This is a genomic window from Lysobacter antibioticus (assembly GCF_001442535.1).
In the GTDB taxonomy this organism is placed as follows: domain Bacteria; phylum Pseudomonadota; class Gammaproteobacteria; order Xanthomonadales; family Xanthomonadaceae; genus Lysobacter; species Lysobacter antibioticus.
The window spans coordinates 3,677,594-3,697,367 of sequence record NZ_CP013141.1 but is presented as its reverse complement, the minus strand read 5'-3'; the positions used below and the strand labels follow the sequence as shown (position 1 = coordinate 3,697,367).

Genomic DNA, 19,774 nt, shown 5'->3' with positions numbered 1-19,774 from the left:
GAAGAAAAATGGCTCGTTATATTGGCCCCACCTGTAAGCTCGCTCGTCGCGAAGGCGCCGACCTTGGTCTGAAGTCGTCCGCTCGCGCGCTCGACTCGAAGTGCAAGCTCGAGCAAAAGCCCGGCCAGCATGGCCCCACCGCCCGCAAGGGCAAGCTGTCCGACTACGCCACCCAGCTTCGCGAGAAGCAGAAGGTCAAGCGTATCTACGGTCTGCTGGAACGTCAGTTCCGCAACTACTACAAGAAGGCCTCGACCAAGAAGGGCAACACCGGCGAGAACCTGCTGCAGTTGCTGGAGACCCGTCTCGACAACGTCGTCTACCGCATGGGCTTCGCCGTGACCCGTCCGGCCGCCCGCCAGCTGGTCTCGCACCGTGGCGTCACGGTCAATGGCAAGTCGGTCAACCTCCCGTCGTACCAGGTCAAGGCCGGCGACGCGATCGCGTTGTCCGAGCGCGCCCAGAAGCAGCTTCGCGTGCAGGAATCCCTGACCGTGTCGTCGCAGATGGACCTGTCGCCGTCGTGGGTCGAGGTCGACAACAAGAAGTTCAGCGGCGTGTTCAAGGCGGTTCCGGATCGTGCGGACCTGCCGGCCGACATCAACGAAGCGCTGATCGTCGAGTTGTACAGCAAGTAATAGTGCAGGGCGCTGCCGGTTCCTCGGGGCCGGCAGTACCCGCAACCCAGGTCGATGCGCCAGGCGCATCGGCCGCTCCCTCGAACTAGAGGGGGCTCCAAGAGCTAAAGCCTTCCGTCGCCCCCCGACGAAGGTCATTGGAGACACCGAAACATGACGGTTACCGCCAACCAGGTACTGCGCCCGCGCGGTCCGCAGATCGAACGCCTCACCGGCAATCGCGCGAAAGTCGTGATCGAGCCGTTGGAGCGCGGTTACGGCCACACGCTGGGCAACGCGCTGCGTCGCGTGCTGCTGTCTTCGATCCCGGGTTTCGCCATCACCGAGGTCGAAATCGACGGCGTGTTGCATGAGTACACCACGGTCGAAGGTCTGGAAGAAGATGTGCTGGAGGTTCTGCTGAACCTCAAGGACGTCGCGATCCGCATGCACACCGGCGACGCTTCGACGCTGTCGCTGGCCAAGCAGGGTCCCGGCATCGTCACCGCCGGCGACATCAAGACCGACCACAACGTCGAAATCCTCAACACCGACCATGTGATCTGCCACCTGACCAAGGACACGGCACTCAACATGCGTCTGAAGATCGAACGCGGCTTCGGCTACCAGCCGGCGGCTTCGCGCCGTCGTCCGGACGAAGAAACCCGTGCGATCGGCCGCCTGATGCTCGACGCCAGCTTCTCGCCGGTCCGTCGCGTCGCCTACGCGGTGGAAGCCGCGCGCGTCGAACAGCGCACCGACCTCGACAAGCTCGTGCTCGACATCGAAACCAACGGCACGATCGACGCCGAGGAAGCCGTGCGCACCGCCGCCGACATCCTCACCGATCAGCTGTCGGTGTTCGGCGACTTCACCCACCGCGACCGCGGTGCGCAGAAGCCGGCCACCAGCGGCATCGATCCGATCCTGCTGCGTCCGATCGACGACCTCGAGCTGACCGTTCGTTCGGCCAACTGCCTCAAGGCCGAGAGCATCTACTACGTCGGCGATCTGATCCAGAAGACCGAAGTCGAGCTGCTCAAGACCCCGAACCTCGGCAAGAAGTCGCTCACCGAGATCAAGGAAGTACTGGCTCAGCGCGGCCTGTCCCTCGGCATGAAGCTGGAAAACTGGCCGCCGGCCGGCATCGCCTCGCACGGGATGATGGGCTAAACCCAAGCCTAGCCCGCGCGGCACTGCCGCGCGGCTTGGGCGAAGGCCCGGCGCGCTGCGCAGGGCCGGGGAACGAAAAGAAATCCACGCCGAAGCTCAGCCGAAGCGTGGATTTCTGATTCAGGCAACTCAGTAAGAGCAACACCGCAACACACGCCGACGGACCTTAAGTCCGCGGCTCGCCGGTCAGGGAAGGCCGGTTCGGACCAACCGCAGTCCAATGCTCCAACGCCTGGATGGCGACAGCGATCTCCAACAGTTACGACATTCATCAGGAATCCCAACCATGCGCCACCAGAAATCCGGCCGTAAGTTCAGCCGCACCAGTGCTCACCGCGACGCCATGTTCACCAACATGGCCGCTTCGCTGATCAAGCACGGTCTCATCCGCACCACCCTGCCGAAGGCGAAGGAGCTGCGTCGCGTTGCCGAGCCGCTCATCACCCTCGCCAAGAAGGACGGCGTCGCCAACCGCCGCCTGGCCTTCTCGCGCCTGCGCGACAAGGAAGCCGTCGGCACCTTGTTCGTCGAACTCGGCCCGCGTTACGCCTCGCGTCCGGGCGGTTACCTGCGCATCCTCAAGTGCGGTTTCCGCGCTGGCGACAATGCGCCGATGGCCTACGTCGAACTGGTCGATCGTCCGCAAGCCGCGGCCGAGTGATCGCCGGCGCCGGGCGACCGGCGCTGCGATACGACATGCAAGCCCCAGGCAGGCGACCGGCGATGGTCGCTCGCCCAGCTAGCGAAGCCCCGGCCCCGGCCGGGGTTTTTGCTTTTCGGCGACGGTTACTTCGGCAACGGTTGCGGCGGTAATGATTATGGGAGACGGGTTTCGAGGGGCAATCGGTTTCGCGACGCAACTTTTCCGGCCCGGCGCAGTCGATGTTGCTGCGACGAAACGCCACGTTGCGTAGCGACATGCCTATCCGACATTGGCACGACCCGACCCAGACCCGTATGGTGTGAACATGAACCCCTTCAAAGCCTCTTTCCGGACCCAGTACCTGCTCGGCTTCCTGGCCTGCACGGGCCTGCTTGCGTACGCGTTCTACCTGCAGCTGTACCAGCACCTCGAACCCTGCCCGCTGTGCATCTTCCAGCGCGTCGCCTTCTTCGCCCTCGGCCTGGTATTCCTGGCCGGCGCCCTGCATGGCCCGAAAAAGGCCGGCGGACGCCGCAGCTACGGCGTGCTGGCCCTGCTGGCCTCGCTCGCCGGCATCGCCGTCGCCGGCAACCACGTACGTCTGCAGCACCTGCCGCCGGACCAGGTCCCGGCCTGCGGCCCGGGGCTGGACTACATGCTCGATGCGATGCCGATCGCCGGGGTGATCCGCAAGGTCATGACCGGTTCCGGCGAATGCGCCGCGGTCGACTGGAGCTTCCTCGGCCTGGCCATGCCGGCCTGGAGCCTGATCTGCTTCATAGTCCTGGCGGTCTGGGCGGCCTATGCCGCGTTCCGCCGTCGTTGATTCAATAGAGTCCCCGCCTCACTCGATCCCCACCGCTGTCCCCAACTGGAAACCAAGGAAATGAGCGCCTCCGATCGCAACCTGCGTGCCGTCAACCTTCCCGCCGACTGGACGCCGACGTCCTGGCGCGAGCGCACCGCACTGCAGTTGCCGAATTATCCGGACGCGGCCGAGTTGGAATCCGCGTTGCAGGAACTGCGTCATCTGCCGCCGCTGGTGACTTCGTGGGAGATCCTCTCGCTCAAGCAGCAGCTCGCCGAGGCGCAGGAAGGCAAGCGCTTCCTGCTGCAGGGCGGCGATTGCGCCGAGAGCTTCGACCAGTGCTCCTCGGACGTGATCTCCAACCGCCTGAAGGTGCTGCTGCAGATGAGCCTGGTGCTCGTGCACGGCATGCGCAAGCCGGTCGTGCGTGTCGGCCGCTTCGCCGGCCAGTACGCCAAGCCGCGTTCGGCCGACACCGAGACCATCGACGGGGTGACCCTGCCGAGCTACCGCGGCGACATGGTCAACGCGCCGGCCTTCAACGAGGCCGCGCGCAAGCCCGACCCGCGCCGCATGATCAAGGCGCATGCGCGTTCGGCGATGACGATGAACTTCGTCCGCGCCCTGATCGACGGCGGTTTCGCCGACCTGCACCATCCCGAGTACTGGAACCTGAGCTGGGTCGGCCACTCGCCGCTGGCCGACGAGTACCGGCGCATGGTCAACGCCATCGGCGATGCGGTGCGCTTCATGGAGACGCTGTCGGGTTCCGAGGTGCACAACCTCAACCGCGTCGACTTCTACACCTCGCACGAAGCCTTGCTGCTGCCGTACGAAGAGTCGTTGACCCGGCAGGTGCCACGTCACTGGGGCTTCTTCAATCTCAGCACCCATTACCCGTGGATCGGCATGCGCACCGCAGCGGTCGACGGCGCCCACGCCGAATACTTCCGCGGCATCCGCAACCCGATCGCGCTCAAGGTCGGTCCGTCGGTGACGCCGGACCAACTGCTGCGCACGATCGACCTGCTCAACCCCGAGGACGAGCCGGGCCGCCTGACCTTCATCCACCGCATGGGCGCGAGCCACATCGCCGAGAAGCTGCCGCCGCTGCTCGACGCGATGCGTCGCGACGGCCGTCGCGTGCTGTGGGTCTGCGACCCGATGCACGGCAACACCGAGAGCACCAGCAACGGCTACAAGACCCGTCGTTTCCGCAACATCCGTGCCGAGATCGAGACCTCGTTCGAGCTGCACGCGGCGGCCGGAACGCGCATGGGCGGCGTGCACCTGGAGCTGACCGGCGAAGACGTGACCGAATGCCTGGGCGGCGCGCGCGAACTGACCGAGAGCGATCTCGACCGCGCCTATCGCTCCACGGTCGACCCGCGCCTGAACTACGAGCAGGCGCTGGAAGTGGCGATGCTGATCGTGCGCAAGCAAGCGCAGATCGCCGCGCCGGCCTGAGATTTCGCTTCAGGTTCGGTCGATCCACCGCAAGACAAAAGCCCGCCGCAAGGCGGGCTTTTTGTTTGGCGATGTGGCGGTGGATGGAGAGATGTCCGCGACGTGGCGCACAAGGGGAGATTGCCGGCGCCGGCGCCGGTGCCGTTGCCGTTGCCGTTGCTGTGCGTAGCCTCGTACTAGCGAAGGCAATCGAAGACCCGGAGGGCGGCGCGCATGGATGCGCGCCGTTTTTCATCGGGACAGGGATGTCCCGTATGAAAAATCCCTGCGGACGCACCGCGCGCGCGGGCCTGTGATTCAAAGAAAAGCATTTTTCTTTGGTTACCTTTCTTTTGTTGCTTATGACAAAAGAAAGTAACCCGCCGCTTTAGTGGCGGAAGCTTTTGGCGTTTGATCTGGATCTTGCTTTAAAGATGCGCCGCGAGACTGCGACGGCGTGGTCGCGGCTTGTGACCGAAGGAAATCCAGTAGGACGCCGCTCCTACCCTGACGGGCTGCGGTTGGTAGCGGCGCGAGATTGATGCGTCGCAGTCGCGACTTATGTCGCTCCTACAGGGGTGGATCGCGGTACTGCGTGGCTCAAGCAAGTGCAGAGCTTCCGCCCCCTAAAGGGTGCGGGTAACTTTCTTTTGGCCAAAGCCCCAAAAGAAAGTCACCAAAGAAAAGTGCTTTTCCTTGACGAAGCTCCCCTGCGAGCACGCAGCCCGCGCCGGGATTTTCCGATAAGACGTCCCTGTCTTATCGGAAAACGGCGCACGTCCTGTGCGCCGCCCTCCGGGTCTACGATCGCATCGCTAGTTCGAAATTTCGCCAAGCTCTTTACGGCAACGGCAACGGCAACCTTACGCTTCGCTGCCGGCCGAATCGTTCCGACGATGCGATGCGCACAATCGCGCCATCTTCCTATGCGATGGCTGCGATGAAACGACGCGATCTGATGACCTGGCCGCTATCCGCGATGGCGTTGTCGATGTTGCCGCTGCCGGCGATGGCAGCGGGCGATCGGTCTGCGCGCGAACGACGCTCGGCCGCATGCGCCTTGGATGGTGAAATCTTGCGATTGTCGCTCGTGCGGGAGCCGGGTACCGGCCCGGTCGTGCTGTACGTTCACGGCGCCACGTTTCCCTGCGAGCTATCGATCGGCTGGCGCATGGACGGCAGGTCGTGGCTGGACCATCTGCAGGCGCAGGGCTTCGATGCCTGGGGGCTGGATTTCGCCGGATACGGCTACTCGCAGCGGCCCGAGGTGTTCCGCGCCGCTGCGGACTCGGCGCCGCCCTGGGGCGACTACCGCATGGGCGCGGCGCAGATCGCCGCCGCCATCGCCGCGATCCGGCGCGAGCGCCCGCACGCGCCGATCCATCTGCTCGCGCATTCCTGGGGCACGTTGCCGGCGCGGCAAGCGGCGATCGAGCATCCCGACGCGGTGAGCAAGCTGGTGTTGTTCGGGCCGGTTTCGACTCGCGAAGGCCCTCCAGGCAATGAGCCTAAGCCGGCCTGGACGCTGATCGGCGCGGCCGATCAACGGCCGCGCCAGCGCTCGGGGCTGCCCGCGGACGCGGCCACGCCGGTAGGTGCGCAAGAGCTGGAGCGCTGGTGCCGGGCGTATCTGGCCAGCGATGAAGCGTCGGCCACGCGCAACCCGCCGTCGGTACGGATTCCGACCGGGCCGATGGCCGATATCGACCGGCTCTGGGCCGGGCAAGCCTTGGTCGACAATACGCGCCTGCGTCAGCCGACTTTGATCGTTCGCGGCGAGTGGGACCACGTCACCACCGATGCCGATGCCGCGCGACTGTACGCCGAACTCAGCGGGGCGTCGGAGCGGCGCGACGTCAAGATTTCAGGCGGCAATCATTGGCTGCATCTGCAACCGCGGCGCACGGCGCTGTGGTCGACGACCGCGGCCTTCCTGCGCGATTGATCGCTCGCGAATCGAGGCCGTGGGGCGTCGACAAAGCGAGCGAGCTCAGCGTCTCCGCCGCCGCTTGCAGCTCAGGGATTCAACGTCGCCCGATAGCGCGGTGCGGTGCGCGCCTGGGTCAGTTGCTCGAAGGCATAACCCAGCGACAACAGCTTCGCATCGCTCCAGCGCCGGCCCATGAAGACCATGCCGACCGGCAGACCCGAGGCTTCGCCCAGCGGCACGGTCAGGCTCGGGTAGCCGGCCACCGCGGCCGCGCCCCAACTGGCGCCGCCGAAGGGGTCGCCGTTGACCGCGTCGACCATGAAGGCCGGGGTCGTCGCCACCGCGATCAGGGCGTCGAGCTTGTGCCGCTTCATCACCGCATCGATGCCCTGGGCACCGGCGAGCTGGCGCGCGCGGGCCGCGGCCTTGCGATAGGCCGCGTCTTTGAGGCTGCCTTTCTTGTTGGCCTGTTCGAGCAGTTCCTGGTCGAAGTAAGGCATCTCGGTGGCGGCGTTGGCGCGGTTGAAAGCGATCAGCTCGCTCAGCGTTTTGACCGGCGCATCGTGTTCGCGCAGGTAGCGCTCGACGCCGTCCTTGAATTCGTACAGCAGCACCTGGAACTCGGCCGCGTCCCATTGCCCGGCGGTCGGCATGCGCACCTCGACGATGGTCGCGCCGGCATCGCGCATGCCCTTGAAGGTGCGTTCGAGCACCGCGTCGATCGATGGAGGCGTCTTGACCCCGGCGTCGCGGATGAAACCCAGGCGGGCGCCGCGCAACGACTCGGCATCGAGCGTCGCGACGTAGTCGTCGATGCGTTTGCCGGCGGCGGCCTGCGCGGCGGCGTCGCCGCCGGCGTCGGCCGCGGCGAGCACGCTCAGCAGTCGCGCGGCATCGGTGACGTTGCGCGCCATCGGGCCGGCGCTGTCCTGGCTGTGCGAGATCGGGATGATGCCGGCGCGGCTGACCAGGCCGACGCTGGGCTTGAAGCCGACCAGACCGTTCATGGCCGCCGGGCACAGGATGCTGCCGTCGGTTTCGGTGCCGACGCCGAGGGTGGCCAGACTGGCGGCGATGGCGGCGCCGGTGCCGCTGCTGGAGCCGCAGGCGGTGCGGTCGAGCGCGTAGGGATTGCGGGTCAGGCCGCCACGGCCGCTCCAGCCGGAGATCGAGCGGGTCGAGCGAAAGTTGGCCCACTCGCTGAGGTTGGTCTTGCCGAGGATCACCGCGCCGGCCTGGCGCAGCGCGGCGACCAGCGGCGCGTCCTGCCGCGGGCGGTGCGCGGCCAAGGCCAGCGAGCCGGCCGAATTGACCATCGGCGTGGCATCGATGTTGTCCTTGATCAGCACCGCGATGCCGTGCAGCGGGCCGCGCAATTTGCCGGCCTTGCGTTCTTCGTCGAGTGCGCGCGCCTCGGCCAGAGCGTTCGGGTTGAGTTCGATCACCGCATTGAGCCTCGGCCCGTCGTCGTCGAGCGCGGCGATGCGGTCGAGGTAGGCCTGGGTCAGTTTGGAGCTGCTGAAGTCGCCCGCGGCCATGCGTGCGGCCAGGGTCGCGCTGTCGGTTTCGGTGAGGCGCAGCGGGTCGGCGGGCAGGAAACCGCGCGGCAGGTCGGCCGGCACGGCCGGGCGGGTCGGGCGCGGCGTGCCGCTGCTCGCGCAGCCGGCGACGGCCAGGACGAGCGCGACGGCGCTCAGGCGCAGCGCGGGCGTGGCGGACATGGCGGATTCCTGCGGGGAGTCGGCCGAGTATGCCCGCGCGGACCTGGGTGGGCGAGGCACACTGTTCCGCTTGTACGGTGCAGGTCGCCGTTCGGTCGGATGGCGGTCGTTCTAAGCGCAACGTGCGCGTGTCGCGCCCTGGCGAGGCTCAGGGCGCGCGGTTGCCCGCGGGCCGGATCTTGCGATAGACGAATTCCGGCGCCGGCGCCTGCGATTCGCGCTCGGCCAGTTCGCGCACGCCGGCGTGGTCGGGCGAGCGATCGCAGACCGGGTCCAGGGTGTCGGCGCGTCCGCTCAGGGCCAGCGCCTGGCAACGGCAGCCGCCCCAGTCGATCTCGCGGCGCTCACAGCCGCGGCAGGGTTCCGGCATCCAGTCGGTGCCGCGATAACGCTGGAAGGCGTCCGACTCGCGCCAGATCTCGCCGAGGCCGCGTTCGCGCACCGAATCGAAATGCAGGTCGGCGATGGTCTCGGCGGCATGGCAGGGCAGGACCTTGCCTTCCGGGGTGATGTTGACGAAGCGCTGCGCCCAGCCGCCCATGCAGGCCTTGGGGCGGCGCGCGTAATAGTCGGGGGTGACGTAGTCGATGGTCAGGGTGCCGCGCAGGCGCAGGCGCGCGTCCTCGACCACGGCGGTGACGGCGTCGAGCTGCGCCCGGGTCGGCATCAGCGCGGCGCGGTTCTTCAGGCCCCAACCGTAGTACTGGGTGTGGGCGACTTCGAGCCGGCCGGCACCGAGATCGAGCGCGAGTTCGATCATCGCCGCGACGCGTTCGGCGTTGTGGCGATGGACCACTGCATTGAGGGTCAGCGGTAGGCCCAGTTCGCCGCACCAGCGCGCCAGGGCGAGCTTGCGCCGATGGCTGCCGGCATACCCGGCGATGCGGTCGGCGCCGCGTTCCTCGCTGTCCTGGATGCTCAGTTGCAGATGATCCAGGCCGGCCTGTTGCAGGGCGAGCAGACGTTCGCGCTCGACGCCGACCCCGGAGGTGATCAGGTTGCAGTACAGGCCCAGCGAACGCGCGTGTTGCAGCAGTTCGGGCAAGTCCTTGCGCAGGGTCGGCTCGCCGCCGGAGAAGTGCACCTGCAGCACGCCGAGTTCGGCGGCTTCGCCGAGCACGCGCAGCCAGTCGGCGGTCGCCAGCTCATCGCGCAGACCGACCAGTTGCAGCGGATTGGAGCAATAGGGACAGGACAGCGGGCAGCGATGGGTGAGTTCTAGCAGTACCGCGAGCGGCGGTGCCGGTACGCGTTCGGCGCGCAGTGGCGGCGCCACCGCGGCAGCCGGTGTCGGCGATGGCGTCGCCGCGGTCATGAGGCCGGCGCTGCGACCGCGAGCATGCGCTTGTCGAGCAGGTTGGCGAACAGTTCGAGCACGTCGCCGCGGACCTGTTCGGCATCGGCGCCGTACTCGGCCGCGAGCGCGTCGACGATCGCGGCGATGTCGGCGGTGCCGTCGACGCGCGCGAGCACGGCGTGGGCGATCTCGTCGAGTTCGACCACGCGTTCGGGCGCCAGCAGCACCCATTGTTCGCGCGCGCGGTCGTGTTGCAGGCGCACGCCCGCCGGGAAGCGCGGCACCGCGCGGGCATCGATCGTCGCGCTCATGCGCCGGGCTCCGGGTCCGGGCGGAATGCGCCCGGCGGGATCATGTCGATGCGGCCCTCGCCTGGCGCATTGCCGACATAGGCGAGGTAGAGGGCATCGAGCATCGACCACAGCACCTCGCACTTGAAGCGCAGCGCCGCGCAGACCGCGTCCTGCTGCTCGCGGCTGCGGGCATGCTGTTTGACGTAGTCGAGGGCGAAGTGGGCATCCTGCGGCGCCTGGTGCAGGCGCGAGTCGAAATAGGCCAACGCCGGCTTCGATACGAAGTCGTAGTGGGCGAGCATGCCGGCGACGCGCTGGCCGATGATGTTCGGTGCGAACAGTTCGGTCAGCGACGAGGCGATGGCTTCGAGCAGGCTGCGTTCGCGGACGAAGTGGATATAGGCCTGGACCGCGAAACGCGTCGCCGGCAGCAGGCCGCGACCCGACTCGACCAAGTCGCGGTCGAGGCCGAGCGCATCGGTGAGGTGCAGCCAACGCGCGATGCCGCCGTCGCCGGCGCGTTCGCCGTCGTGATCGACGATGCGCTGGCGCCAGATGCGGCGCAGGTCGGGGTCTTCGATGCGGGCGAGCAGGGCGGCGTCCTTGAGCGGGATGCAGCGCTGGTACTCGAACCGGTTGAGCGCCCAGGCCTGGACCTGGCCGCGGTTGAGGCGGCCGCTGTGCAGCAGCGCATGGAAGGGATGCTTGTCGTGATAACGCTCGGCGCCGATCGCGCGCAGGCGCGCTTCGAGTTGCGCCGGAGTCAGCAGCGCATCGTCGGCGATGCGCTGCTCGGACGGGTCCGCTTCGACGGCGTGCGCGTTCATAGCCTGATCTCCATCAAAGCCTGATCTCCATGCCGTCCTCGGCGACTTCCCAGCCGTGCGCGGCGACGTGCGCGCGTTCGGGAGAGGCCTCGTCGAGCACCGGGTTGGTGGTGTTGAGATGGATGAAGAGCTTGCGCTGCACGTCGAGGTCGGCGAACGCGGCGAGGGTGCCGCCGGCGTCGCCCTCGCCTTGGCCGAGGATGTTCATATGGCCCATGCGCGCACCGGTCTTGTGCCCGACCTCGGCGCGGATCAGCTCGTCGTCGCGCCACAGGGTGCCGTCGAAGAACACCAGTGCCGCGCCGCGCAGGCGTTCGCGCAAGGCCGGCGTCATCGCCGCGCAGCCGGGAATATAGAAACAGCGTTGGCTGCCGTCGGAGATCTCCAGGCCGACAGTTTCCTCGGCCGAGCCGGCGAGGTCGCCGCCGCTGCGCGATTCCATGAATAAGGGCACCTTGCCGGGCACGCTGAACGCGGTCACGCGCAGACCGAACGGAGCGTCGAGGCCGGCGACATCGAGCGGCGCATCGAGCGTCAGCGCTCTGCGCGTTACGTACTCGGGATCGAGCGCGTCGAAGATCGCGTTATCGCGCAGCAGCTGCAGCACGCGCGCGCTGGCCCACAGGTCGAAGCGCTGGCGTTCGCGCATCGACAGCAGGCCGGCGATGTGGTCGATCTCGCCGCTGGTCAGCAGCACCGCCTCGATCGGCGAATGGCGCAGGCCGCGCTGCGGCCACAGCCGCGGAATGGCCAGCACCTGCTGGCGGAAATCGGGCGAGGCGTTGATCAACAACCAGCGTTCGCCATCGGCGCTGACCGCGATGCTGGCCTGACTGCGGCGCTTATGGCCGGGCTCCTGGCGCCAGGCGCGCCGGCTGCCGGGGGTGTTGCAATTCCACTGCGGGTAACCGCCTCCGGCCGCCGCACCGAGCACGACGATATGCATCATCGTGTCGCCATCGGGCCAGCGTTACGACTCGCGCGCGTTGCGACGGCGGAAGCGGGCATGATTCAGAACAGGTCGCCGGAGGAGTACGAATTGATTTCGCAGCCGACCGAGATTTCGCGGATCTGAGGCTTGGACCAGGTCTTCATGTACGTTCCTCGCGTTGGGGAGTGGGGCCTTGCCGGGACGGTGGAGCCGCGGGCGATGGCTTGCGCGCGTCCGCACGGCCTTGCATCGCGCAAGCCGGGATGCGGAGGCCGCGGCTTGCGGTCGGGCCGGGGCCGCGACCTCAAAACGATACACCCGCTCGATGGGCGGCGCCTGTGATTTCGAGCCCGATCGCGATGCGGGCAATACGCTCCGGTGCGCCGCGGCCCTGCCGCCGAACCGAGCAGGCAGGCCTCAGCGACGGCGCTTGAACAGGTCGCGGCCGAGAACCCAAACCACGATCACGTTGATTATGAGAACTGCAATGGCCAGCCAGCCGGGATGGCGATACAAGGCATAGAGATCGAACGGCAGATACAGCGCCGCGCCGATACAGCCGAGCCACGAGGCCCAGGCCTTCGCCTTCCACAGACCCCAGGCTTCGATCAGGTGCAGTAGGCCGTAGGCGAGCACGACGCCGGCGGCCAGGTGCACCGAGTGCGGGCTGATCGCCTGCGCGAGCCAGGCCAGCGAGCCGTGCTCGGGGTCGAGATGGAAGCGTTTGATGAGTTCTTCGATCCAGCGCTGCAACGGCGCCGGGCCGAGCAGTTCCAGCCCGCTCGCGGCCGACAGGGCGAGCAGGCCCTTGATCGCTTCGACCGCGGCGATCAGGTGCAGACCCGGATGAGCCTTGGGGTCGCTGTCGTAATCGGGATCGGTCGGCGTCATCGCGGTGCGCCGGATGCGGATTGCAGGCGAGGCCGTGCGTGTCGGTTCGACGCGAACCGGCAGGAATCGAACGGGCTTGGATCGAACCGGATTGGATCGAACCGGATAGGATCGAACCGGATAGGGTCGAACCGGATAGAAGCGGACATGATCAGATCGTGCATGGACATGCGGCGTTCGATCCCGGTTGCGCGTCAGGGTTCCCGGCCTGCGCCGTCGAGCATGGCCGTCGACTGTGCCGGTATGGGCCGTAGAAACCGGAACGCGCGCCATCGGCGCGCGTTCCTTGGCCCCAACGCTCTCCCGCGGGCGGGAGAGCGTTGGGGCGATGCCGCCTTGCGGACAAGGCGACGGTGGTGCCGATCAGGCCGCGCGCGAGGCGCGCTTGCGATCGCTTTCGGTGAGGAACTTCTTGCGCAGGCGGATTTCCTTCGGGGTGACTTCGACCAGCTCGTCGTCCTCGATGAAGTCCAGCGCCTGTTCCAGCGTGTACTTGATCGCCGGGCTGAGCTGGATCGCATCGTCCTTACCCGAAGCGCGCATGTTGGTCAGCGGCTTGGTCTTGATGGCGTTGACGGTCAGATCGTTGTCCTTGGAGTGGATACCGATCAGCTGGCCCTCGTAGACGTTGTCGCCCTCGGCGGCGAACAGGCGGCCGCGCTCCTGCAGCGGGCCCAGCGAATAGGCCGGGGTGGCGCCCGGCGCATTGGCGATCATCACGCCGTTGATGCGCTTGGCGATCGCGCCCTGTTCCTTCGGGCCGTAATGGTCGAACACGTGGAACAGCAGGCCCGAACCCTGGGTCAGGGTGCGGAACTCGTTCTGGAAGCCGATCAGGCCGCGCGCCGGGATCATGTAATCCAGGCGCACGCGGCCCTTGCCGTCGGGCTCCATGTTCTTGAGCTGGGCCTTGCGGGTGCCGAGCTTCTCCATGACGCCGCCCTGGTGCTGCTCTTCGATGTCGACCACCAACTGCTCGACCGGCTCCATCTGCTGGCCGTCGATTTCCTTGATGATCACTTCCGGACGCGACACGGCCAGCTCGAAGCCTTCGCGACGCATGTTCTCGATCAGCACCGACAGGTGCAGCTCGCCGCGGCCCGACACCAGGAACTTGTCCGGGTCGGAACCTTCTTCGACCTTCAGCGCCACGTTATGCAGCGTCTCGCGCTCCAGGCGCTCGCGCAGCTGGCGGCTGGTGAGGAACTTGCCGCCGCTGAGCTCTTTATTGCCGGCGAACGGCGAGTTGTTCACCTGGAAGGTCATGCTGATGGTCGGCTCGTCCACCGTCAGGGCGGGCAGGGCTTCCGGGGTGTCGAGCGCGCACACGGTGTCGGAGATCGACAGCTCGGCGACGCCGGAGATGGCGACGATGTCGCCGGCCTCGGCTTCCTCGGTCTCCAGACGCTCCAGGCCCATGAAGCCGAGCACCTGCAGGACCTTGCCCTGGCGCTTCTTGCCGTTACGGTCGACCACGCTGACCGGCATGTTGCGGCGGACCTTGCCGCGCTGGATGCGGCCGATGCCGATCAGGCCGACGAAGTTGCTGTAGTCCAGCTGGCTGATGCGCATCTGGAACGGGCCGTCGAGGTCGACCTGCGGCGGCGCCACGTGCTTCATGATCGCTTCGTACAGCGGGGTCATGTCGCCCGAGCGCGCAGCGTCGTCGAGGCTGGCGTAGCCGTGCAGCGCCGAGGCGTACACGATCGGGAAGTCGAGCTGCTCGTTGGTGGCGCCGAGCTTGTCGAACAGGTCGAACACCTGGTCGATGACCCAGTCCGGACGGGCGCCCGGGCGGTCGATCTTGTTGACCACGACGATCGGCTTGAAGCCCATCGCGAAGGCCTTCTGGGTAACGAAGCGCGTCTGCGGCATCGGGCCGTCCATCGCGTCGACCAGGATCAGCACCGAGTCGACCATCGACAGCACGCGCTCGACCTCGCCGCCGAAGTCGGCGTGGCCTGGGGTGTCGACGATGTTGATGCGGTTGCCCTGCCAGGTGATGGCGGTGTTCTTGGCCAGGATCGTGATGCCACGTTCCTTTTCCTGGTCGTTGCTGTCCATCGCGCGCTCGGCCAGCACCGTGCGTTCGGACAGGGTGCCCGACTGCTTGAGCAGGCAGTCGACGAGGGTGGTCTTGCCATGGTCGACGTGGGCGACGATGGCGATATTGCGCAGGCGTTCGATGGACATGCGATTGGACGCCGGAAGGCGCTATAGCTGAGGAAGTAAGCCGATCATTATAGCGGGCAAAGATGGCAAGTGCCTGCGGGGCGAGGATTTATTCGCCTGCGGGCCAGTTTTATGAACGGGGCAGGGCGATCCGGGCCGGCAGGCTGCGCGGCGGAGGCCGTCGGCGCCGGATTTCCCGCAGTTCCCTGCTGACCGCCCCAAGCCGAGCCAGGGGGCGGCGGGCCGGCCGAATCGCCCATCGGGTACCCTTGTGGATGGCCCCGGGCGCCGCCATGTCGGCTGCCGAACGTCCGTTGTCCCATCCCCTCGCACCATCTGGAGTCCGCTGTATGAGCCTGATCGCCACTTTCGACACCGACCGCGGCCCGATCCGCGTCGAACTCGCCGCCGACAAGGCGCCGCTGACCGTCGCCAACTTCGTCAATCTGGCCCAGCGCGGCTTCTACGACGGCCTGAACTTCCACCGCGTGATCCCGAACTTCATGATCCAGGGCGGCTGCCCGCAGGGCACCGGCACCGGCGGCCCGGGCTACCGTTTCGAAGACGAGACCCGTAACGGCCTGGGCCACCAGCGCGGCGTGCTGTCGATGGCGAACGCCGGCCCGGGCACCAACGGCAGCCAGTTCTTCATCACCCACATCGTCTGCGACTGGCTCGACGGCAAGCACACCGTGTTCGGCAAGGTCCTCGAAGGCCTGGACGTGGTCGATGCGGTCAAGCAGGGCGACAAGATCAAGTCGGTCAAGATCGAAGGCGATGTCGCCGGCGCCCTGGCCGCCAAGGCCGAGCGCGTCGCCGACTGGAACAAGGTCCTCGACGAGAACGCCCGCGCCTGAAGCTGCGGGCCGCGGCGGCCACCGCCGCGGCCCTCTCCAAGGCGGGACAGGAAAGACGGCCGCAAGGCCGTCTTTTCGTTTCTGCAGCGCCGCCGCCGGCATTCGTCGCGGCGGCGACGCCAGGGCCGCGCCGAAGCGGCCGCCCGGGCAAAGCGGCGCGGCCGATCGGGCACCGCGAACGGCGGCGAAGACGCCGATCCGGGCGCGTAAACAGGCGTAGTCGAAGCCGGCGTGGCGGCGACGCTGTGCTACCATTTTGCGGCTCGAACCAGTGGTTCCGGCAGGCGTTCCCCGAGCACTGCTCTTCAGCTGCCGGGCACGCCGGCGCGCCGCCACTGCCGTCTCGCGCACGCTCCTCTCCCGCACCAGCTCCGTCGTACACCACCCCACGAGGTTCAAGACGATGCCCCAGCTCGCCCGGCGCATCGGTCGCGCCAAGCCCAGCGCGATCATGCAGGTTGCCGAAAAGGCCAAGCGGCTCAAAGCCGAAGGCCGCGACATCATCAGCTTTTCGATCGGCGTTCCCAACTTTCTGCCCGGCGACCATGTCTACGCCGCCGTGCGCGACGCGCTGGCCAAAGACAGCGGCCAGTACGGCAGCAACCGCGGCGCCGACGCATTGCTGGATGCCTTCATCGAGCACATGGGCAAGATCGGTCTGACCGGCTACGGCCGCGTCAACGTCGCCACCGGCATCGGCGCCAAGCACGTGATCTACAACATCGCCGAAGCGCTGCTCGACGAAGGCGACACGATCGCGTTCCCGACCCCGTACTGGACCAGCTATCTCGACATCGCCGAGATCGTCAACGCCCAGATCGACCTGCTGCCGTGCCCGGCTTCGCAGGACTACAAGCTCACCCCCGCGCAGCTCGACGCCGCACTGGCGAAGAAGCCGAAGGTGTTCTTGTTCAATAACCCGTCCAACCCGACCGGCATGGTCTACGGGAAGGAAGAAATCGACGCGCTGGCCGACGTCGTGGCGAAGTATCCGGACACCTGGATCATCACCGACGACATCTACAACCGCATGGTGTTCGACGGCCTGGGCTACCACAACTTCGTCCATGCCCGTCCGGAACTGCGCGACCGCGTGATCTTCATCGACTCGCTGTCCAAGACCTACGGCATGCCGGGTTGGCGCGTGGGCTTCATGGCCGGGCCGGAATCGGTCGCCCAGGCCGTGACCACGATGAACTCCAACCACATCACCAACGTGCCGGAAGTCGTCACCGCCGCCGCGGTCGCCGCGCTGTCGGGCCCGCAGGACGTGCCGACGCAGAAATGCGCCGAGTTCCAGGCCAAGCGCGACCAGGTCATGGCGGTGATGAACGCCATTCCGGGCGTGGTCTGCCCGCGTCCGCAGGGCGCGTTCTACGTGTTCCCGGACATCAGCGTCGCCTTCGGCAAGACCCATGTGCCGAGCGGCCTGAAGATCGGCAACGACATGGATTTCTGCAGCGCGCTGCTGGAAACCAAGGGCGTCGCCTGCGTGCCGGGTTCGGCGTTCGGCGAGCCGCGCGCGTTGCGCATCAGCTACACCTGCCCGACGCCGCAGCTCGCTCCGGGCCTGCAGCGGTTCCAGGAGTTCTTCGCCGAGCTCGTCTGAGCCCGGCGCAGTCCCATCACTGACGTAGCCAAGGAAAGCCTCGCATGCGCGTACTCACCGTCCTGCTGATCCTGGGTCTGGCCGGTGGCGCGTATGCGCTGGCCTACAAGGGCGATACCGCCTGGTTCGCCACTCGCCAGGCCGAACTGAAACCCGACGACCCGCGTCACCAGACCGGCGACAAGCGCATCGTGATGCTGGCCGCGGAGTGGTGCGGCTATTGCGAAAAGCTGCGCAAGGATTTCGAACTCGCCGACGTGCGCTACAGCATCATCGACATCGACACGCCCGCCGGCCAGCGCGCCATGAGCGCGGTCGGCGCGCGAGGCGTGCCGGTGACGATCGTCGGCCAGGAGATCGTCTACGGCTACGACATGGACGAGATCAAAGACCGGCTGAAACCGCTGGGCTATCGACTCTGAACGCGCCTGGCGCTGCTATCGACTGCGAAAGCGCCCGACGCTTTCCACCCTTATTCACGATCACCTTGGCGGGCTCCGCGCCCGCACCATCGATCAACTAGCGAAGGAAACACCCCGATGAAGACCCCCGTCCGCGTTGCCGTCACCGGTGCTGCCGGCCAGATCGGCTACTCGCTGCTGTTCCGCATCGCCTCCGGCGAAATGCTCGGCAAGGACCAGCCCGTCATCCTGCAGTTGCTCGAACTGCCGCTCGAAAAGGCCCAGGCCGCGCTCAAGGGCGTGATCATGGAGCTCGAGGACTGCGCGTTCCCGCTGCTGGCCGGCGTGATCGGCACCGACGACGCCGAAGTCGCGTTCAAGGACGTCGACGTGGCCCTGCTGGTCGGCGCGCGTCCGCGCGGCCCGGGCATGGAGCGTAAGGACCTGCTGCTGGAAAACGCCAAGATCTTCACCGCCCAGGGCGCGGCGCTGAACAAGGTCGCTTCGCGCGACGTCAAGGTGCTGGTGGTCGGCAACCCGGCCAACACCAACGCCTACATCGCGATGAAGTCGGCTCCGGACCTGCCGGCGAAGAACTTCACCGCCATGCTGCGCCTGGACCACAACCGCGCGCTGAGCCAGCTGGCCGCCAAGGCCGGCGTCGCCGTGGGCGACATCGACAGCCTGATCGTGTGGGGCAACCACAGCCCGACCATGTACCCGGACTACCGCTTCGCCAAGGCCGGCGGCGTGTCGCTGAAGGACAAGATCAACGACGCCGCCTGGAACGCCGACAGCTTCATCCCGACCGTCGGCAAGCGCGGCGCGGCGATCATCGAAGCGCGCGGCCTGTCCTCGGCAGCTTCGGCGGCCAACGCCGCGATCGACCACATCCGCGACTGGGTGCTCGGCAGCAATGGCAAGTGGGTGACCATGGGCGTGCCGTCCGACGGCAGCTACGGCATCCCCGAAGGCGTGATGTACGGCGTGCCGGTGATCACCGCGAACGGCGAATACACCCGCGTGGAAGGCCTCGAAATCGATGCCTTCAGCCGCGAGCGTATGGACAAGACCCTGGCCGAGCTCGAAGAAGAGCGCGCCGGCGTGGCCCACCTGCTGGGCTGATCGCGCTGCGATCGCGATGCATGAACGGGGCGGCCTTGGCCGCCCCGTTTTTGTTTGGGGCTGGATGGCCGGATGCCCCGATGCTTCCGCGCGGCGATCGCCCTGGGTCCCGCCGACGGTTGTTCCTTCTCCCGCTTGCGGGAGAAGGTGGTCCGCAGGGCCGGATGAGGGCAGCGGGATGGCGATTCGCATCGTCGGCGCATTGCGGCGCTGCGACAACCTTCCTTAAGCGCGACAAGGGCCGGGTCTACTGCCGCCGGACCGGCCGCGAGCGTGTAGCATCGATCCCGCTCCGAAGTCCGAGGGGGACCCTGTCCGATGAGCGAGACCCTGCGCCTGCTGATTGCCGACGACCACCCGATGTTCCGGGCGGCGTTGCGTTATGCCCTCGGCGAGATCGCGCCGGGCGCGAGCATCGTCGAGGTGTCGAGCCAGAGCGCGCTCGAGGCGGCCATCGCCAGCGGCGAGGAATTCGACCTCGCCATGCTCGACCTGATGATGCCGGGCGCGATGGGTTTCTCCTCGCTGGTATACGCACGCGGCGAGCGGCCCGAGTTGCCGGTGGTGATCATTTCCTCCAACGAACACCCGCGCACGATCCGTCGTGCCCAGCAGTTCGGCGCCGCCGCCTTCGTGCCCAAGTCGGCGCCGACCACGATGCTCGGCGAAGCGGTGAAAGCGGTGCTGGCCGGCGACATCTGGTTTCCGCCGCAGAAGGCCGAACGCGACGAACACGATGCCCAGCTCGCGGACAAACTCGCGTTGCTGACACCGCAGCAATTGCGCGTACTGATGCGCCTCGCCGACGGTTTGCTCAACAAACAGATCGCCTACGAACTGTCGCTGGCCGAGAACACGGTGAAGATCCACGTCACCGCGATCCTGCGCAAACTCGGCTGCCACTCGCGCACCCAGGCGGCGGTGCTGGTGAAGGGCCTGTCGCTGGAAGACGAAGGCGCGGACCTGCACGGCTCGACGACGCAGTAGCGGAAGAAGGCGTTGAGACCCATGTGCGGCTCCCCCCTTTGCAAAG

At 67.1% G+C, this 19,774-nt stretch carries 19 protein-coding genes; 11 read left to right on the top strand and 8 right to left on the bottom strand.

The genetic code is table 11. The features are described 5' to 3' along the window. Positions 1 to 8 precede the first annotated feature (8 nt). The 6 genes from rpsD to GLA29479_RS14900 all read left to right on the top strand — a co-directional run bounded on the left by rpsD (position 9) and on the right by GLA29479_RS14900 (position 6,632). Positions 9 to 638 carry a 30S ribosomal protein S4 gene (gene rpsD / locus GLA29479_RS14925; protein ID WP_031373813.1) on the top strand — a complete coding sequence of 210 codons (630 nt, stop codon included), beginning with the start codon at positions 9 to 11 and terminating at the stop codon, positions 636 to 638. Positions 639 to 791: 153 nt separating this feature from the next. Further along, the gene (locus GLA29479_RS14920) at positions 792 to 1,790 is read left to right on the top strand and encodes a DNA-directed RNA polymerase subunit alpha (protein WP_031373812.1); all 999 of its coding nucleotides are present in this window, start codon (positions 792 to 794) and stop codon (positions 1,788 to 1,790) included. 286 nt (positions 1,791 to 2,076) lie between these two features. Next, positions 2,077 to 2,451 carry a 50S ribosomal protein L17 gene (gene rplQ / locus GLA29479_RS14915; RefSeq protein ID WP_031373811.1) on the top strand — a complete coding sequence of 125 codons (375 nt, stop codon included), beginning with the start codon at positions 2,077 to 2,079 and terminating at the stop codon, positions 2,449 to 2,451. Positions 2,452 to 2,758: 307 nt separating this feature from the next. After that, positions 2,759 to 3,259, top strand: a complete 501-nt coding sequence (locus GLA29479_RS14910) for a disulfide bond formation protein B (protein WP_057918896.1) — start codon at positions 2,759 to 2,761, stop codon at positions 3,257 to 3,259. A gap of 60 nt (positions 3,260 to 3,319) precedes the next feature. Continuing rightward, positions 3,320 to 4,708, top strand: a complete 1,389-nt coding sequence (locus GLA29479_RS14905) for a class II 3-deoxy-7-phosphoheptulonate synthase (RefSeq protein ID WP_031373809.1) — start codon at positions 3,320 to 3,322, stop codon at positions 4,706 to 4,708. 1,054 nt (positions 4,709 to 5,762) lie between these two features. Continuing rightward, the gene (locus GLA29479_RS14900) at positions 5,763 to 6,632 is read left to right on the top strand and encodes an alpha/beta fold hydrolase (protein WP_169795671.1); all 870 of its coding nucleotides are present in this window, start codon (positions 5,763 to 5,765) and stop codon (positions 6,630 to 6,632) included. Between the two features lie 71 nt (positions 6,633 to 6,703). Here GLA29479_RS14900 and GLA29479_RS14895 read toward each other — a convergent pair whose 3' ends face one another. From GLA29479_RS14895 to typA, 8 genes are all read right to left on the bottom strand, one after another. After that, positions 6,704 to 8,338, bottom strand: coding sequence for an amidase (locus GLA29479_RS14895; protein WP_082638707.1), 1,635 nt, complete (start codon positions 8,336 to 8,338; stop codon positions 6,704 to 6,706). 148 nt (positions 8,339 to 8,486) lie between these two features. Then, positions 8,487 to 9,653 carry a pyrroloquinoline quinone biosynthesis protein PqqE gene (gene pqqE / locus GLA29479_RS14890; RefSeq protein WP_169795670.1) on the bottom strand — a complete coding sequence of 389 codons (1,167 nt, stop codon included), beginning with the start codon at positions 9,651 to 9,653 and terminating at the stop codon, positions 8,487 to 8,489. Continuing rightward, positions 9,650 to 9,946: a pyrroloquinoline quinone biosynthesis peptide chaperone PqqD gene (pqqD, locus tag GLA29479_RS25770; protein WP_057918893.1), complete on the bottom strand. Its 297-nt coding sequence runs from the start codon at positions 9,944 to 9,946 to the stop codon at positions 9,650 to 9,652. The genes pqqE and pqqD overlap by 4 nt, the downstream gene beginning before the upstream one ends. Beyond that, a complete protein-coding gene (gene pqqC, locus GLA29479_RS14880; RefSeq protein ID WP_057972062.1) occupies positions 9,943 to 10,755 on the bottom strand; it encodes a pyrroloquinoline-quinone synthase PqqC in 813 nt (270 codons plus the stop codon). Before pqqC ends, pqqD begins: the two co-directional genes overlap by 4 nt. A 13-nt stretch (positions 10,756 to 10,768) precedes the next feature. Beyond that, the gene (gene pqqB, locus GLA29479_RS14875; protein WP_057973213.1) at positions 10,769 to 11,701 is read right to left on the bottom strand and encodes a pyrroloquinoline quinone biosynthesis protein PqqB; all 933 of its coding nucleotides are present in this window, start codon (positions 11,699 to 11,701) and stop codon (positions 10,769 to 10,771) included. 65 nt (positions 11,702 to 11,766) lie between these two features. Beyond that, on the bottom strand, positions 11,767 to 11,850 hold the full coding sequence (gene pqqA, locus GLA29479_RS26135) for a pyrroloquinoline quinone precursor peptide PqqA (RefSeq protein ID WP_036111709.1): 84 nt from the start codon (positions 11,848 to 11,850) through the stop codon (positions 11,767 to 11,769). A 253-nt stretch (positions 11,851 to 12,103) separates the two neighbouring features. Then, positions 12,104 to 12,577 (bottom strand): DUF2127 domain-containing protein, encoded by a 474-nt coding sequence (locus GLA29479_RS14865; RefSeq protein ID WP_057918892.1) that lies wholly within the window; start codon positions 12,575 to 12,577, stop codon positions 12,104 to 12,106. Between the two features lie 363 nt (positions 12,578 to 12,940). Further along, entirely contained in the window at positions 12,941 to 14,770 is a 1,830-nt protein-coding gene (typA, locus tag GLA29479_RS14860) for a translational GTPase TypA (RefSeq protein ID WP_057918891.1), read from the bottom strand. 329 nt (positions 14,771 to 15,099) lie between these two features. Between typA and GLA29479_RS14855 the strand changes: the two genes are divergently transcribed. The 5 genes from GLA29479_RS14855 (at position 15,100) to GLA29479_RS14835 (ending at position 19,728) form a co-directional block, all read left to right on the top strand. Next, entirely contained in the window at positions 15,100 to 15,606 is a 507-nt protein-coding gene (locus GLA29479_RS14855; RefSeq protein WP_031373212.1) for a peptidylprolyl isomerase, read from the top strand. Between the two features lie 403 nt (positions 15,607 to 16,009). Then, the gene (locus tag GLA29479_RS14850) at positions 16,010 to 17,215 is read left to right on the top strand and encodes a pyridoxal phosphate-dependent aminotransferase (RefSeq protein ID WP_057972061.1); all 1,206 of its coding nucleotides are present in this window, start codon (positions 16,010 to 16,012) and stop codon (positions 17,213 to 17,215) included. A gap of 44 nt (positions 17,216 to 17,259) precedes the next feature. Further along, complete coding sequence (locus GLA29479_RS14845) at positions 17,260 to 17,637, top strand: glutaredoxin family protein (RefSeq protein ID WP_031373214.1); 378 nt, start codon at positions 17,260 to 17,262, stop codon at positions 17,635 to 17,637. A gap of 117 nt (positions 17,638 to 17,754) precedes the next feature. Continuing rightward, positions 17,755 to 18,741: a malate dehydrogenase gene (locus GLA29479_RS14840; RefSeq protein WP_057918889.1), complete on the top strand. Its 987-nt coding sequence runs from the start codon at positions 17,755 to 17,757 to the stop codon at positions 18,739 to 18,741. Between the two features lie 318 nt (positions 18,742 to 19,059). Next, positions 19,060 to 19,728, top strand: coding sequence for a LuxR C-terminal-related transcriptional regulator (locus GLA29479_RS14835; protein ID WP_057918888.1), 669 nt, complete (start codon positions 19,060 to 19,062; stop codon positions 19,726 to 19,728). Positions 19,729 to 19,774 lie beyond the last annotated feature (46 nt).

Bases quoted from the DNA above. Each gene is read 5' to 3' on its own strand.
- rpsD (WP_031373813.1), top strand. From the start codon at position 9: ATGGCTCGTTATATTGGCCCCACCTGTAAGCTCGCTCGTCGCGAAGGC.
- GLA29479_RS14920 (WP_031373812.1), top strand. From the start codon at position 792: ATGACGGTTACCGCCAACCAGGTACTGCGCCCGCGCGGTCCGCAGATC.
- rplQ (WP_031373811.1), top strand. From the start codon at position 2,077: ATGCGCCACCAGAAATCCGGCCGTAAGTTCAGCCGCACCAGTGCTCAC.
- GLA29479_RS14910 (WP_057918896.1), top strand. From the start codon at position 2,759: ATGAACCCCTTCAAAGCCTCTTTCCGGACCCAGTACCTGCTCGGCTTC.
- GLA29479_RS14905 (WP_031373809.1), top strand. From the start codon at position 3,320: ATGAGCGCCTCCGATCGCAACCTGCGTGCCGTCAACCTTCCCGCCGAC.
- GLA29479_RS14895 (WP_082638707.1), bottom strand. From the start codon at position 8,338: ATGTCCGCCACGCCCGCGCTGCGCCTGAGCGCCGTCGCGCTCGTCCTG.
- pqqE (WP_169795670.1), bottom strand. From the start codon at position 9,653: ATGACCGCGGCGACGCCATCGCCGACACCGGCTGCCGCGGTGGCGCCG.
- pqqD (WP_057918893.1), bottom strand. From the start codon at position 9,946: ATGAGCGCGACGATCGATGCCCGCGCGGTGCCGCGCTTCCCGGCGGGC.
- pqqC (WP_057972062.1), bottom strand. From the start codon at position 10,755: ATGAACGCGCACGCCGTCGAAGCGGACCCGTCCGAGCAGCGCATCGCC.
- pqqB (WP_057973213.1), bottom strand. From the start codon at position 11,701: ATGCATATCGTCGTGCTCGGTGCGGCGGCCGGAGGCGGTTACCCGCAG.
- pqqA (WP_036111709.1), bottom strand. From the start codon at position 11,850: ATGAAGACCTGGTCCAAGCCTCAGATCCGCGAAATCTCGGTCGGCTGC.
- GLA29479_RS14865 (WP_057918892.1), bottom strand. From the start codon at position 12,577: ATGACGCCGACCGATCCCGATTACGACAGCGACCCCAAGGCTCATCCG.
- typA (WP_057918891.1), bottom strand. From the start codon at position 14,770: ATGTCCATCGAACGCCTGCGCAATATCGCCATCGTCGCCCACGTCGAC.
- GLA29479_RS14855 (WP_031373212.1), top strand. From the start codon at position 15,100: ATGAGCCTGATCGCCACTTTCGACACCGACCGCGGCCCGATCCGCGTC.
- GLA29479_RS14850 (WP_057972061.1), top strand. From the start codon at position 16,010: ATGCCCCAGCTCGCCCGGCGCATCGGTCGCGCCAAGCCCAGCGCGATC.
- GLA29479_RS14845 (WP_031373214.1), top strand. From the start codon at position 17,260: ATGCGCGTACTCACCGTCCTGCTGATCCTGGGTCTGGCCGGTGGCGCG.
- GLA29479_RS14840 (WP_057918889.1), top strand. From the start codon at position 17,755: ATGAAGACCCCCGTCCGCGTTGCCGTCACCGGTGCTGCCGGCCAGATC.
- GLA29479_RS14835 (WP_057918888.1), top strand. From the start codon at position 19,060: ATGAGCGAGACCCTGCGCCTGCTGATTGCCGACGACCACCCGATGTTC.